Source organism: Domibacillus aminovorans, from assembly GCF_001643235.1.
Classification (GTDB): Bacteria; Bacillota; Bacilli; order Bacillales; family Domibacillaceae; genus Domibacillus; species Domibacillus aminovorans.
Map to the genome: position 1 here is coordinate 459 of NZ_LQWY01000074.1, position 14,458 is coordinate 14,916.

General features: G+C 36.5%; 12 protein-coding genes and 1 rRNA gene. 12 read left to right on the forward strand and 1 reads right to left on the reverse strand.

Annotated elements, in window-relative coordinates; genetic code table 11:
• The 10 genes from AWH49_RS20900 to AWH49_RS18765 form a co-directional block, all read left to right on the forward strand.
• A partial coding sequence (locus AWH49_RS20900) for an orotidine 5'-phosphate decarboxylase / HUMPS family protein (protein ID WP_244886921.1) occupies positions 1-243 on the forward strand: 243 nt, incomplete at its 5' end.
• 4 nt (positions 244-247) lie between these two features.
• The gene (gene hxlB, locus AWH49_RS18725) at positions 248-805 is read left to right on the forward strand and encodes a 6-phospho-3-hexuloisomerase (protein WP_018395776.1); all 558 of its coding nucleotides are present in this window, start codon (positions 248-250) and stop codon (positions 803-805) included.
• Between the two features lie 167 nt (positions 806-972).
• Complete coding sequence (locus AWH49_RS18730) at positions 973-1,725, forward strand: IclR family transcriptional regulator (RefSeq protein ID WP_063966927.1); 753 nt, start codon at positions 973-975, stop codon at positions 1,723-1,725.
• A gap of 140 nt (positions 1,726-1,865) precedes the next feature.
• Positions 1,866-2,267 carry a cupin domain-containing protein gene (locus AWH49_RS18735; protein ID WP_063966928.1) on the forward strand — a complete coding sequence of 134 codons (402 nt, stop codon included), beginning with the start codon at positions 1,866-1,868 and terminating at the stop codon, positions 2,265-2,267.
• Between the two features lie 436 nt (positions 2,268-2,703).
• Positions 2,704-3,720: a glycine betaine ABC transporter substrate-binding protein gene (locus AWH49_RS18740; RefSeq protein WP_063966929.1), complete on the forward strand. Its 1,017-nt coding sequence runs from the start codon at positions 2,704-2,706 to the stop codon at positions 3,718-3,720.
• 78 nt (positions 3,721-3,798) lie between these two features.
• The gene (locus tag AWH49_RS18745) at positions 3,799-5,961 is read left to right on the forward strand and encodes a BglG family transcription antiterminator (RefSeq protein WP_063966930.1); all 2,163 of its coding nucleotides are present in this window, start codon (positions 3,799-3,801) and stop codon (positions 5,959-5,961) included.
• On the forward strand, positions 5,958-7,394 hold the full coding sequence (locus AWH49_RS18750) for a PTS transporter subunit EIIC (RefSeq protein ID WP_063966931.1): 1,437 nt from the start codon (positions 5,958-5,960) through the stop codon (positions 7,392-7,394). The genes AWH49_RS18745 and AWH49_RS18750 overlap by 4 nt, the downstream gene beginning before the upstream one ends.
• Before the next feature lie 327 nt (positions 7,395-7,721).
• Complete coding sequence (locus tag AWH49_RS18755) at positions 7,722-8,150, forward strand: cupin domain-containing protein (RefSeq protein WP_280512849.1); 429 nt, start codon at positions 7,722-7,724, stop codon at positions 8,148-8,150.
• Positions 8,151-8,508: 358 nt separating this feature from the next.
• The gene (locus AWH49_RS18760; RefSeq protein ID WP_063966933.1) at positions 8,509-9,267 is read left to right on the forward strand and encodes a hypothetical protein; all 759 of its coding nucleotides are present in this window, start codon (positions 8,509-8,511) and stop codon (positions 9,265-9,267) included.
• A gap of 227 nt (positions 9,268-9,494) precedes the next feature.
• Entirely contained in the window at positions 9,495-10,910 is a 1,416-nt protein-coding gene (locus tag AWH49_RS18765) for a purine-cytosine permease family protein (protein WP_063966934.1), read from the forward strand.
• A gap of 79 nt (positions 10,911-10,989) precedes the next feature.
• On the opposite strand, the gene AWH49_RS18770 is transcribed toward AWH49_RS18765, so the two are convergent.
• Positions 10,990-12,165 (reverse strand): tyrosine-type recombinase/integrase, encoded by a 1,176-nt coding sequence (locus AWH49_RS18770; protein WP_244886923.1) that lies wholly within the window; start codon positions 12,163-12,165, stop codon positions 10,990-10,992.
• Positions 12,166-12,488: 323 nt separating this feature from the next.
• On the opposite strand from AWH49_RS18770, the gene AWH49_RS18775 reads away from it, so the two are divergent.
• The gene (locus AWH49_RS18775) at positions 12,489-13,493 is read left to right on the forward strand and encodes a helix-turn-helix domain-containing protein (RefSeq protein WP_063966936.1); all 1,005 of its coding nucleotides are present in this window, start codon (positions 12,489-12,491) and stop codon (positions 13,491-13,493) included.
• A gap of 736 nt (positions 13,494-14,229) precedes the next feature.
• Positions 14,230-14,458, forward strand: a 16S ribosomal RNA gene (locus tag AWH49_RS18780); the annotation flags it as partial.

Genomic DNA, 14,458 nt, shown 5'->3' on the forward strand with positions numbered 1-14,458 from the left:
TGTGTACATACAGGTTACGATCTTCAAGCTGCAGGTGAAACACCTTTTGAACAACTTAACACAATCAAAAGTGTCGTGAAAAATGCGAAAACAGCAGTAGCAGGCGGCATTAAATTGGAAACGCTTCCGGGTGTTATTGCAGCACAACCGGATCTTGTTATCGTAGGCGGCGGCATCACAGGCGCAGACGACAAAAAAGCAGTTGCGGCAGAAATGCAACAACTAATCAAAGCAACGGTTTAATCCTATGCAAACGACGGAATATACTCAAATCGTTTTGCAGGAGCTTCAAAAGACAGCGGGCCTTATTAGTGATGAGAGTGCGGAACAGTTGGTCAATGGCATTTTAAACTCTAAAAAAGTGTTCGTCGCAGGAGCCGGCCGTTCAGGCTTCATGGCGAGATGCTTTGTTATGCGTATGATGCACATGGGACTTGATCCGTATATCGTTGGAGAAACAGTGACACCGAATTTAGAGGAAGGTGATATTTTTATCATCGGCTCTGGATCTGGCGAAACGAAAAGCCTTGTAGCGATGGCGGAAAAAGCAAAAAGCATTGGCGCGACAGTTGCTGCCGTGACAATTTTTCCGAACTCAACAATTGGCAACTTAGCTGATATCGTAATTGAAATCCCTGGTCAGGCGAAATCTGGTGCAGATACAGGAAACAAAACGATTCAGCCAATGGGCTCATTGTTTGAGCAAAGCCTCTTGTTATTTTATGATTCCATCATTCTTCGTTTCATGGAGAAAAAAGGAATGGATTCAGACAAAATGTACGGACGTCACGCGAATCTAGAGTAGTATGAAAGAAAGTTATTAATGTACCAACATCCTTTTGAGTAATGTGTAAAAGTTGAATATATAGTCAAACACACATTATATGAGGTAATATCAGTCACTCATTTTGAAAGTATTCTTTTTATTATCAAGACAAAACTTATCAATATCTTAGATCAAGGAGAAATGGTATGTCGGAGGTTATTCGGAAGTCTGTTGCGTTACTCACTACCATTGTACCAACTGAGGATAAAGAGGAGTGGAGTGCGACTGAAGTAAGCCGCCATCTTGATATCCCTATTCAAACGGTGCATAGACTGCTTTCAAGTCTTGCTGAATACGGTTTTGTATTTAAGAATAATGAAACCAAAAAGTTTCGCTTAGGTTTAACTTTGATGCAATTAGGTCTCTCGATACGGGATAATTTATCAGTTCGAAATAGTGCACTTCCGATTATGGAAAAGCTGGTGAAGAAAACCGGAGAATCCGTGTACTTAACTGTTCCTGAAGGTACTGAAGGAGTGCTTGTTGACTGTCTTAATAAGGATTTGCTTTCAAAAGAGACTGATGTGATTGGGATGAGAACCCCATTGTGTGTTGGTGCATCTAATAAAGCTATTTTGTCTCATTTAAGTAGAGATACAAAACAGCATATTATACAAACACTTATCGAGCAGGGCGAAATAAGTGATGTGAATAAATTGGAAAACGAATTAAAACTTATTGCGAAGTGGAAGATTGCCAGCTCCGTTGGAGAAACGATCAAAGGGACTGGCAGTATAGCCGCCCCTATTTTTTCATGGGAAGGTAAAGTAGTTGCTTCCATTAGTATCGTTTGTTCGGAAACAAATTTCACGGATCATCAAGCTAAATATATGATGAGTGAAGTGAAGAAAGCTGCAGGGGTCATATCTGAAGAATTAGGATGGTTAAAATCCAGTTGAATTTTAATCACTAGACTTTTATAGAAAGTTTCAATGAATAGGTATCCTTATTTTTCTTGATAAGAAATAGCATGTTTTCAGAAGCATAGTACGACTCATAGAAAGTAAATAAAAAACTTAAACAAATAGGAGTGTCAAACATGACTAAAGTATTGAGCCAAACACCAGGAATCCAGATCTTTAAAGCAGCAGATTTAGACAAAACGTTTCCAAAGCTAGATGTAGGTACAATCATCGGCCAACCAGGAGTAAACAGCAAAATCGTTGACGTACCGGTAACAGAAACGTCGAACCCACTTACAATCGGCTTCTTCTCAATGTCACCAGGGGAATCATTTGATTTCTTGTATGACGTTGTAGAATATAAAGTCGTTACAAAAGGTAAATTTGTTATCCTTGACAAAGAAGGCAACAGATATGAAGCAGAAGCAGGAGATGTGATCCTCTTCTCACCAGATTTCCCAGTTGTTTTTGATGGTGAAAGTGATGGAGAAGCAATCTACTCGAAACATGCTGCTGCTCTTCCAGCATTTATGAAATAAATAAAATATAAAGAGCTATTTTAGGCAGTTTGTGTCCGATATTCATATGGGCTCAGGCTGCCTAATTTTTTTAGAAACGAATGTAACATTTTATATAGTCTCAGTCATCTTTAAATTATATGGCGGAATGTGTATTAAAGTCTTTCATACTATTCACATTCTTTTTTTTCGTTGTATAGATAGATGCCACTGTTTTTTGTTAATGCTGCCTCTTCACATTGCTTCTCTGTCGTTATATTATGTTTATTTATCTATTTTGTACTACCTGCTCCGGGATATCTGAGTTACTATACATAGTAAGCTAATAGGATATTGAGGCATTTCTTAAGCCACAAATCAAAAAGCTTCTGTGTAAGGACAGCACTTTATCTCCATGATTTATGTTGAATGAGAGCGCTATCATAAAATAAAAGAATGAAGGCAGAGGGGGATTTCAATGAAAAGGAGCTTTAGCTTGATTTTCGCAATGACTCTTATTTCATCGTTTGTCTTGATAGGTTGTAGCAATTCTAGTGGCTCTATAGTACCTACTAGAGCTATCGGAACAATTAAGTTTGCTGATGGGGGCTGGGATAGTCTTAGTGTACACAACGAGATCGCAAGAATTATTATTGAAAATGGTTATGGTTATAAAACAGAGTTAATCCCGGGATCTGAAACAGCTTCACTTTACGCGATAAGTACAGGAAGCATGGATGTTTTTATGGAGGTATGGGCGGGAAGCTACCCGATAGAATATAAATCGGCCATTGAAAATGGTGATATTATAGAAGCATCTGTAAACTCAGAAAGTACGCGGCAAGGCCTTTATGTTCCAACCTATGTTATTGAAGGGGATCTAGAGCGTGGTATTGAACCGATGGCTCCTGATTTGAAATCGATTCATGATTTACCTGAATATTGGGAAGTTTTCAAAGATCCTGATGATCCCAATAAAGGACGTATTTACGGGGCGAATCCGGCATGGAATGCTAATAAAGTTTTTCGAGAAAAAATGAAAAACTATGGGTTATACAAAACATTCAATTATTCTGAAGCAGTTACTCATACAGCATTAAATAAATCATTTATTAATGCATATGAGAAGGGTGAGCCATGGGTAGGCTACATATGGACACCGACATGGACTGCCGGATTGTATGATATTACCGAACTGAAAGATGCGCCATACAATGAAAAAGATTGGTTAAATGGGTACCGTACGGAGTTCCCTTCACAAAGATTAACGATTGCCGTTCACAGTAAGCTACGAGAACAAGTACCAGAAGTTTTTGCGTTTCTAAGCAACTACTCTATAAGCAGTGCCATTACGACTGACTTTTTAGCTTACATGAAGAAACATGATACAACTACACATGAGGCGGCTGTATGGTTCTTAAAAGAATATGAAGAGGTATGGACAACGTGGGTTCCTAGTAATGTAAGTGAAAAAGTGAAAGCGAAGCTTCAATGAAACATTATTAGGGGAAGTCCTATTTTATCGTTTAGAAGGTTATAAATGTAAAGATTAACTTGGAAGGAGGCAAATAAAATGAACCAACAATTTCCTGTTTTAGATTCCCGCCAAAAAGAGCTACTAAGAACACTGCTAATAGCGAACAAACCTGTTTCTTATAAAGAGCTATCTGAAATGTTTAAATTAAGTACAAGAACGATTCAAAGGGAAATGAAAGCGCTCAAACCTATCTTAGATGCCTATGAATTAAAAATAGGGAAACAAATTAGAGATGGTTTTGAATTGAAAGGAACAGAGGAAGGGAAGAAAAAGTTAAAAGAACACATAGAGCAGGCCAAAACGTTATCCGCTTACTCTCCAGAAGAACGGCAGGATGGCATTACTTATGATTTATTGCTTTCTAAAGAGCCGATTAAGCAATTTGTGTTTAGTAAAAAGTACGGGATTACGGAAGGGACCGTTAGCTCTGATTTGGACAAGGTGAGTATTTGGCTTGAAAAGGGAGGGATTACACTCATTCGAACACCGGGAATTGGCGTATATATCGATGGGCAGGAAAAGCAGCGGAGAACGATGTTATCCAGGTTGCTTCACAAAGATATAATGTTTGAGGAATGGCTTGAACTTTTCCATAAAAAGACGGAAACGGAAGAAGGAGAAGTACAAAATCAGTTAGGCATGATGATTCGAAATCGTTTACTAAAGTTTGTTCAAATTCATAACATCTTGGATGTTGAACGTGTTGTACACCAAGTCTTAAAAGAGCAAATAGATATCGAATTAACGGACCGGAACTATGTAAATCTAATTGTTCATCTAATGCTTGCGGTCGAGAGAATAAAAAGCGGAGAAGTTATTCAAACATCCAACGTATCTAATTTATCTCAAAATTATGAATTTGATCGTTTAATCTATTCACTTGCAGAAAAAATTGTCGAACGACTTGAAACCGTTCTTTCCATTTCGATACCTAAAATTGAAGTGAATTATATTGCTTTACATCTATCAGGGGCTCGCCTTTCTAACGGAAAGGCAATGATGAACTATGAAAGAGAAGAATTTACTTGGATTGAATTAACACAAAGCTTTATTCGCGCAGTGGAATACTATTTAGACGAATCGTTCGAGGGTGATGAACTCCTTTTTGAAGGGTTAGTTTCCCACTTTGCTCCTGCTTTTACCCGTTTAAAATATGGACTTCAAATACATAACCCGATGCTTGAGAAAATTAAAGAAAGATATCCAGAAATTTTTTCTGCTTGTAAGAAAGCATGTGAGTTTTTAGCAAATAAAACAGGCAGCCAAATTCCAAACGATGAGGTCGGTTATTTGGCGATGCATGTTGGAGCTGCGCTTATTCGAAAGAAAGATACTTTGAAGAGCGAGTATAAAGCCATTGTTGTATGTTCTAGTGGACTTGGAACATCAACATACCTTGCATCAAGACTACGTACTGAAATGCCGAATCTTAAAGTAGAAGCAGTTGTCTCGATGAATGAGCTTGAAGGGGGTCTGCACGAAAAGGTGGAAGTTGATATTTTGATATCGACGATAAGTCTTCCTTTTGTGAAAAATAAAAATGTCGTCATTGTAAGCCCTTTTCTCAAACAAGAGGATCTATCAAGAATTCAAAATGCCCTTTTCAAAGTGAATAAATCACAACCAATTCAAAAGACAGTACAAGATATTAATGGGAAATCACCTTCCGTCATGTCCCTTGCAAAATATGGAGAAGGGATGATTCAAATTTTGCGCAATCTAAAAGTTTATAATGATGTTTATATACGACCACCTGTTACTATTCCGAGCATTCTTAATCAGGTCAAGGATGTTGAAGAAATAAGTGATTTTGGGAAATTTTCTAAAGATCTTGAAAAACGTGAGCAGCAAGGCGGGTTTGTAATAGGTCATTTAGCGATGATTCACGCTAAGTCAGAAGGAGTAAATAACTTACTTGTTATCGTTTTTCGGATGAAAGAACCTATTTCGTGGCCTTTTGCTGAAGAAGAAGAAGAACAGTCTATTAATACGGTACTCTTATTGGCGACACCTAAGGAGGCTCCAAAAGAGCATATAGAAATGATAAGTGAAATTAGTTCCATGTTAATAGAGGAATCGTTTGTTAACGTATTAATAGAATCTACGGCGGATTCCGTGAAAAGTTCGTTGGAGGTTGTATTATCGAAGGCATACGAAAAGAAAGCAGCGCGTTCCTTAAAGGAGATTCAGGATAAATGAAGAAACTAGGCCAATTGTTGAGTGCCATCGTTTATCAGAATATTGCTGTCATTATAGTCGCAGGAATCATTCAAGGTATATTTGGGGTTTATGGATGGTGGTATAATGATAGAATTTTGCTCTTACTGAATCCTATTAATAACATTCTTTTGCCTATTTTATTAGGCTATACAGGTGGTCGATTAATAGGAGGACAAAGAGGAGCTGTTATAGCATCTATTGTGACATATGGATTAATACTATCAAGCTCTGCGCCTGCCATCTTAGGTGCAATGATTATCGGACCATTGACAGGTTGGGTGGTAAAAAAGCTTGATCATGTTGTAAAAAAGAAACTACCTGGTGCCGGTTATGAATTACTCATTGGTAATGTCTTAGCTGCGATGATTGCTACTGTACTCACGATTATATGTTTTTTTTATGTTGGACAAACATTTTCTACTGTCGTGGAATGGTTAACAAAGCTATTAGAAACTATTATTTACTCCGGTTGGCTTCCACTAACGGCAACAATTATTGAACCAGCAAAGGTCTTGTTTTTAAATAATATTATCAATTTCGGTGTATTAGGATCACTTGGGATTCAACAAGCAGAAGAGCTTGGTAAATCCATATTTTTCTTGTTAGGGGCAAATCCAGGTCCTGGGCTAGGCGTTCTTCTTGCCTGTTGGTTAAAAATGAAAGCTGAGCAAAGAAAGGGAGCAAAACTAGCTGTTTTTATCCACTTTTTTGGTGGCATACAGGAAGTTTATTTCCCTTATGTTCTAATGAATCCTCTCCTTATTCTCCCACTTATATTAGGTAGTATGGTTGGGGTATTTACGTTTCAAATGTTTGATGTCGGTCTTGTAGCCATTCCATCGCCGGGCAGTATCTTCTTGTTTATCGCTCTGGCACCAAAAGAGGATGTGCTATTCATCATTTTGGGTATATTACTTTCAGCTATAGCCACCTTTTTTTGCAGTATGTTTCTTTTAAAACGAGTACCAGATTCTCCTCCTTTACAGGAAAACGGTGAAGATATAAAAATTTATGGTGTAGAGAAGAGTGAAAAACCAGTCAAAAAAGAAGAGACGGACAACGTTATTCTTCCGCCTTTGAATAAGGAAAGAGAAGAGACAGAAAATATTTCAGCATTTGCCAATATAGATAAGATTGAAAAAATCTTTTTTATTTGCGAAGCAGGAATGGGTTCAAGTGCAATGGGAGCTGCAATGTTAAAAAAGAAGCTCAAACAAGCAAATATGACTATAGAAGTCGGAAATGCATCTATTAGCGAAATTCCTGAGTATGCAGACCTCATTATTTGCCATCAGAAGTTCCTTTCCGTTGTTCAAAAAACGGTACCAAATAAAGCCTGCTATCCCCTTAGATCTTTCACAGATATGAAAGGTTATGATGAACTGGTGGAGCGAATAAACCATTTTGTATGATATCCATTTTCCAAAATGAAGTTAAGTTCAGACATAAGTTGTTTGGCATATCATCATGCAAGTTAGCAAGTAATACAGGTGCTGTTTACTTATCAAAATCTTTTATCTTCGTGTTAGAACCAATTTTGTCGCATTCGATATGCGACAAAACTTAAGGAACTAGAGCGAGTAAATGTCATTTAAGAATGCTAGAATCAAATTAGAAAAAGAATTCAATGTTAAAACTAATATTTATATTAGTGGTATTACCTCGCTTTTCTTTATGGCCATTAAGCAAGAGAGGTAGGAAATTAGGATTGAATACGTAGTAGAAAACTAATACTAATTATTGGAGTGGAAAAAATGAGCAGAGCAGAAACAAAAGATAATTATACGTACTTAAGTCAAAAACCAGGTTTGCAGTTAATTAAAGTTGGAAGCTATGACATGAAAGAATTGAATACAATATTAGGTATCCCAGAAGTGAAAAGTCAAATCCTTGATGTTCCAGTTACTGCAAACGAAAATGCAGCAACATTAGGATTATACGCAATGCAAGAAGCTACAAAAGGTTTCGATTTTAAATATGATTTCTTAGAAATTAAAACGGTTGTTACTGGGAAATTTGTTTTAAGCGATGACCAAGGAAACAGTTTTACAGCAGAAGCAGGCGATGTTGTGATCATCAACCCTGGTACAACTGTTACTTTCCATGGTGAGAGCGATGGTACAGCGGTTTATGTAGCACATAGATTGCCAGAACCTACATTTGCATAAGCGATAATTTAACTAGACTTAAAAGTCAAATTATAGACGTTCCCGTTTGCACAAATGAAAGCGCTGTGCAAACGGGTTACTTCTCTCTTTAAAAGTCGGAAAACTTTGAATAGGATTATAATTCAATGGAAATAAAGGTTGTTTTATAAAAGAAATCATTCACTTAATCATCAAACCTCAAAAAGAAAGCGCTTCCTGTATATGGTAAAGCAAACATAAACCAAACTTAATTCGGCAAATAATGAATATATAATCTCAAGTTAAATACAAGAGGCCAAATTTCCTTCCCAATCTAAAAATAGAAAGATTTCATTTATGTGTTCTTATATTGTATGAAATGAAAAGGGGTTGTTAAATAATGCATACGGTCAATACCATGAGCTATCAAGATTTTGATTTTGAGGTGAATGGACAAAAAGCGTTATTAGAAGATATTTTCCCAGGTTTCAACGAATACGACCGCATTGGGGTCGTCGTCAGAGAATCAGGGGGTGGGATAGGTGCAAGTGCTTTGTTGATGTCAGCGCTTACACGGTTTTATGATTTTTTCCGCCCGAATCTAGGTGTCGAGCCTGGACAGCAGTTTATTTATCCGGAATTCTTTATCTTCCACGTCGGAAAAAAACATATGTCTCATTATTGGATGGACATTTGGCCTCCGCATAAAGAAGTATTGATAGAGGAGGACGATCCTGAACAAATTTTGGAAGCGATTAATGACCGCGGTATTACCCGGCTGCTCGTTGAAGACATTGATCCTTCACATCCGATTTATTTAAGAGAAACACTAAACAGTGCAAAACATCGTATTGTCAGCGCATTGGTTTATTCTCCGACCGGCCGTGTTGACAACAGTGATGTCAAGATTACCAGTTGTGAAGCAGCTGAAAAAAATGTTGTTGGCTCTATCCGGATTTCAGAAGAGCTTTCGAAAGAAGCACTGGATCAGTTGGAGGAAAGACGCGAATCGCTTAAAGTAAACGGGCGAGTTACTGAAACATACCGCCGTATTGACGTCGCAGAGGCTTTGCATAAGCTGACGGAGAACACGGAACCGGGCGCAACGACACGCAGTTATTTTGCCTTGCTTGAGATGGAAGAAGAGATGGAAGTGTGATCGTACCGTCAAATAACGAAGAGGATAAATCTATCAATATATCTTTATCCTCTATTTTTATCTGATAATTCTGAATAGTTAAATAATTATTTAGATAAAAAGTGATTTTAGCATTGCTACTATCAACGATGTGATTACAGCAATTAAATACAAGGTGAGTATATAAACTTAGGCCAAATAAAAGGAGACACTTTTATTGCTTAAGATACGACAAGGAGATGAATAACATGGCTGGAGTTCCAACTAATTTGGGTAATCAAGAAGGTCTTAGTGAAAAAGAATTAATGAAAGATGATTATTCATTAAGCAAAGTACCTCCTGAAAAAAGAACGATGGGCTTATTAAGTGTTGCAAACATCGCTTTAGGTATTTCTACAGCCATCTTCTTTTTTCAAATGGGAAGCGTCATGGCCATTCAATTTGGCGCGATGAATGCGTTAGTCTCAGGAATATATGCAGCAATTGTTGCTGGAATAATAAGTACCATTATTATTTATTTAGCCGCAAAAACTGGAATGAATGTAAACTTATTATCCAGGGGCGGAGGATTTGGCTTTATAGGCGCTTCGTTAACTTCACTCATTTATGCTTCAAACTTCATAATGTACTGTGCATTTGAAGGTATTCTCATGGTGTATGCCGTGAATGAATTTTTACCGTTTATTCCGATGTGGGTGTTAATTGTTTTCTTTGGATCTGTTGTGATTCCTTTAAACTGGTTTGGGATTAAGCAACTGGACAAAATACAAAAATGGACATTGCCGATCTTTATCGTTATGTTGGCGATCGCTTTGATTGTATCATTCAATAAAACGTCAGCCTACGAAGGGAATTTTTTAAGCTTTATGCCAGAAGGTGTTCAATTTGGAGGAACGGCTCTACTTCTTTGCATAGGCATGCAAAACGGATTATTAGGTCTGATGGCGTTGCTTGCATCAGATTATGCCAGATTTCTTAAAAAAGATGACGTTAAAGTAGGGAAGTATATCATCGGATTTTTCCCACAAATCCTTTGCTTTTTCATCATGGGTCTTATTGGTATATGGTTTGGCGTTCGTATGGCTGAAGGAAATCCAGGGGTTTATATGGTTCAACTTCTAGGTATCGGAGGCGTTTTCTTTACAATATTGACGCAGGTTCGAATTAATATTACAAACTTATATAGCGGTTCATTGTCTTTATCAAACTTTTTTGAGAACGTTTTTAAATTTAAACCAGGAAGACCGTTTTGGGTTGTCGTATCAGGCGTAACGTCCATCGCTTTAATGCTGGGCGGAATATTAGATCATTTAAGTGGTGTGCTGATCGCGCAAGGGATCTTTCTTATGGCATGGGCCGCCATCTTAATCAGTGATGCATTCGTCGTTAAAAAACTATTAAAGATTGGGCCTACTTATTATGAGTACAGACAATCGAATTTGTATGGATGGAATCCAGTTGGCGTCGTCGCTTTCATCGTAGCCAGTCTATTAGGTTCCATTGCTGGATTCGGATACATGGGCGCATTCTTAGAAAATACATCTGCATTCTTCTCCTTTATCATAGCGTTTGTGGTCACGATTATTATGGCCGTTGCGACAAAAGGAAAATATTATGTTAAAGAAGAAGCAAAAGATGTTCCAGCTGAGGAATATATTGCATAAGTAAATGACATCAGTAGATTAGGACAAAAGCCGTCTCAAAGAGGAATCTCTTGAGGCGGCTTTTGTCATTTTGTATTGGTTATATGTAATTCCCTAAGATATCCTCTTTCCAATCGTGAATCGCATGTTGTTCCCGTTCATAAATTTTCTGCATATAGATCATCGTCGTCTCAATTTTTTCATGACCTAAACTTCTCATAATTTTGTAAATATCTACTCCCGACTTGTGGGATATAATCGCAAAGCTATGTCTAAAGACGTGAGTAGTGATTCGGTTGACTCGGCTATCTAAAAAGGGCAGATGGGTGCGTTCAATAGCTTTTCCTAAATATTGTGCCAAATAAGACGGTGAAAAAGCCTTTCCTGTACTTGTAGGAAATAGTGGCCTATGGTCTTCTTCCGAAAATCGTGTCGTCAATAATCGAGCAGCCCGGTAGCGATGAATACTATCTACTACTTTTAATTTAAGAGGAATGGAACGATTCTTATTTCCCTTTCCCGATACGGACAAGTAATATCCTCCGAATAAGCTATCATATTTCACATCAGATACTTTCAATCTGCAAAGCTCCTCATTTCGCAATCCGGTCGCTACTAGTGTATGCAACAGACCAAAAATGACTGGATGATTTTCTTTCCTAAAAAAATCTAATAGCTGAATGATTTCACTAGGCCCCAAATCGCGGTTTGGCCGGTCATCCTTTCGCACGGTCGCACTCAGCAGTCCTTCATGTAGTGGTTCCTGTATATAACCTGACTGATAAAGAAAGAGGAAAAAACTTTTCCAGATGACTGTTTTACGTGCAATCGTAGCCGCTGAATAGGCACCTTTCTTTTGAACATGCGGGCTATCTTCTACTACCCATTTTTGATATCGGCGCAGATGACGTTTCCTCATACTTTTAAACAAAGAATTATTCACGATGTTTTCGAGATCCAAATTCATTTCGTTTGCGAATTTAATCAACTGGCTAATCATCATCGCTAATTCCCGTTCATACTCTCGAATCGTCCGATCACTTCGATTTTTATTTTCATCGATATTGGTCTGCCTATATAAAAAGTAATACAGCATTTCCCGGTCATCGAAATCTTCAAATGGAGGTCGTTCATTTTTTTCAGCCTGCTCTTTTATAGATAAAAGACTTTCATATGTTTTTTTTCGATTAACTGAAAAAAGATCAAATGATTGATTTGCAACTGTCAATTGATTCATCAACGCATTCATTCCTTTATTAATTAATAGTGAATACATTTTGTTTCTTATAAATAAAATAAATATTAAAAAAATATAGAAATCATTTTATATTGTATTATATCATTATTTAAATTTTTTATATTAAAGAGATCTATATTTATCGTAATCATTAAAAAATAGTTTCTTTGTTTAGTTACCTGTTATCTTTATTTTTAAAATAAATAAAAGTAATCTACTTTTTTATTTTCATTATTATATAATTGTTTTATTATTTATAATTTAATTGATACTTAAATATTATTCACTATAGAATAAGAAAATAAAATAAAAAACAGATAAAATTTAATAAAGGAATAAATGATTTGAAGGAGTGATTAAATGTGGAAGATAGAAATGATTATTACACGACTAAAGAGGTAGCCGCATTACTTAACAAAGCAGTGCCGACGATTTATAAATATGTAAGGGAAGGGAAACTAACGCCGTTGCCCGATCATAAGTGGCGAATGCAAAGTACTCGCTTATTTCCGAAAGACCAGGTAGAAGAACTGAAAGAAAAACAGGGAAAAAAGTTTGGCTTGACGACATCGGAAGCTGCAGACTATTTAGGTATTACCCGATCAACACTTTTCCGATTTATAAAAGAAGAAAAGATCCCCTCCGTAAAAGGGACTTTGCGCGGCCGTGAAGTTTCTTATATTAATGAAGAAGATTTACAGCGGTATGTGAAGGAGAACTTCGATTATTTGGAACAGGAACGGATTAAAAAGCGGACTTTCTACGATAAGAAACAAAACATCGCTTTTTATCAACGGTTTTCATCTCCTGAGATTGAGGAGGCTCGTTTAATTTGGGATGAAAAAGGAGAATGGCAATTCCTTCTGCTTCCTTCAAGGAAAGTAGTGTCTTATAATGAAGGGATTTACAAATATGACCTTTGTCCATATTATAGCCTGACCTATGGAAAAAATCTTACCTCACCAGGTTTCGCTAAAGTAACATTGCCTTTAAATCATCCGTTAACAATGCAATTTATAGATCTTGTTTATCAACAGTGTGATCTATCTAATGTTTATATTGATTTGAATGAAGCTTTTCCCCATGAAATGTCCGAAATGAGTCTCTTACTTAAAAATACTATTTTTGATAATACGAATGAGACAATCAGTCAATATGTAAAGATGCATCTAGTAGAAGGTTCCATACAAATTAATAGTGAAAGTATGCGTATCGAATCCGATGAAGTAATTTTTACACTGCATATGTCAAAAATGTTGAAGGATCAAATTAAAAGATCTGCGGAAGAACAAAGAATTAGTATGCAGGAGATAGCAAATCAAATATTGATGGAGCACTTTGATCTACTAAAACGACGTGAAAACTAAAATATCGGTCTTGGAAATAAAACTGAAGTAATTTCAAGATCATACTAACGTAATGAATCCTTATCTTTTATATTGGTGAATAATTAAAGACTCTGAAAAATAGTTATATAATAGAAGAAACACGTCAAAAAAGAGCATTTGCTAAATAAGCAGATGCTCTATCAATAGAAACAAGGGAGTTTTTATAGATTTCCCTTTACTTCAGGTTTATACACGTATCTCTTCAAAAAATCATTGTATATAAGAGATATAATGTCCATATTCATTGATAATAGTGCGATAGATTAGTTATTAATTTCATAATAATGAAATGATAAGTGACTTATATAGTAAATAGTTTTAAATTTTTATTGACTTTATAGTTCATTAAATGATAAAATATTTTTTGTCGCTTGTTTCAATGTTTTTGAACGAAATTCACTTTCAAAGTGAATAAAGATTATTGGCAAATAATAGTTTCGTCAAATATTTATTGACTTTATATCTTTAAAGATGTTATATTAATCATCCGCTACTACAATATAGCGGCTTTAAGTAAAATAGATAAGAATCTTTAACGAAGAAATATTTTCTAAGAATAGTAATTTTGAAAAATGCTATTGACTTATGAATCGTTAAATGATATGATTAATTAGCTGTCGTTGATAACGGCGATTGAAATTGATCTTTGAAAACTGAACAAAATAAACGCCAACGTTAATTTTTAACATGTTTTATTTATGAGCAAGTCAAACACTTTTTGGAGAGTTTGATCCTGGCTCAGGACGAACGCTGGCGGCGTGCCTAATACATGCAAGTCGAGCGGATCTAAAGGAGCTTGCTCCTTTAGATTAGCGGCGGACGGGTGAGTAACACGTGGGCAACCTGCCCTACAGATTGGGATAACTCCGGGAAACCGGGGCTAATACCGAATAATATCGAAGATTTCATGATCTTCTTTTGAAAGATGGTTTCGGCTGTCACTG

Coding starts and splice junctions, on each gene's coding strand:
- hxlB (WP_018395776.1), top strand. CDS start 248: ATGCAAACGACGGAATATACTCAAATCGTTTTGCAGGAGCTTCAAAAG.
- AWH49_RS18730 (WP_063966927.1), top strand. CDS start 973: ATGTCGGAGGTTATTCGGAAGTCTGTTGCGTTACTCACTACCATTGTA.
- AWH49_RS18735 (WP_063966928.1), top strand. CDS start 1,866: ATGACTAAAGTATTGAGCCAAACACCAGGAATCCAGATCTTTAAAGCA.
- AWH49_RS18740 (WP_063966929.1), top strand. CDS start 2,704: ATGAAAAGGAGCTTTAGCTTGATTTTCGCAATGACTCTTATTTCATCG.
- AWH49_RS18745 (WP_063966930.1), top strand. CDS start 3,799: ATGAACCAACAATTTCCTGTTTTAGATTCCCGCCAAAAAGAGCTACTA.
- AWH49_RS18750 (WP_063966931.1), top strand. CDS start 5,958: ATGAAGAAACTAGGCCAATTGTTGAGTGCCATCGTTTATCAGAATATT.
- AWH49_RS18760 (WP_063966933.1), top strand. CDS start 8,509: ATGCATACGGTCAATACCATGAGCTATCAAGATTTTGATTTTGAGGTG.
- AWH49_RS18765 (WP_063966934.1), top strand. CDS start 9,495: ATGGCTGGAGTTCCAACTAATTTGGGTAATCAAGAAGGTCTTAGTGAA.
- AWH49_RS18770 (WP_244886923.1), bottom strand. CDS start 12,165: ATGTATTCACTATTAATTAATAAAGGAATGAATGCGTTGATGAATCAA.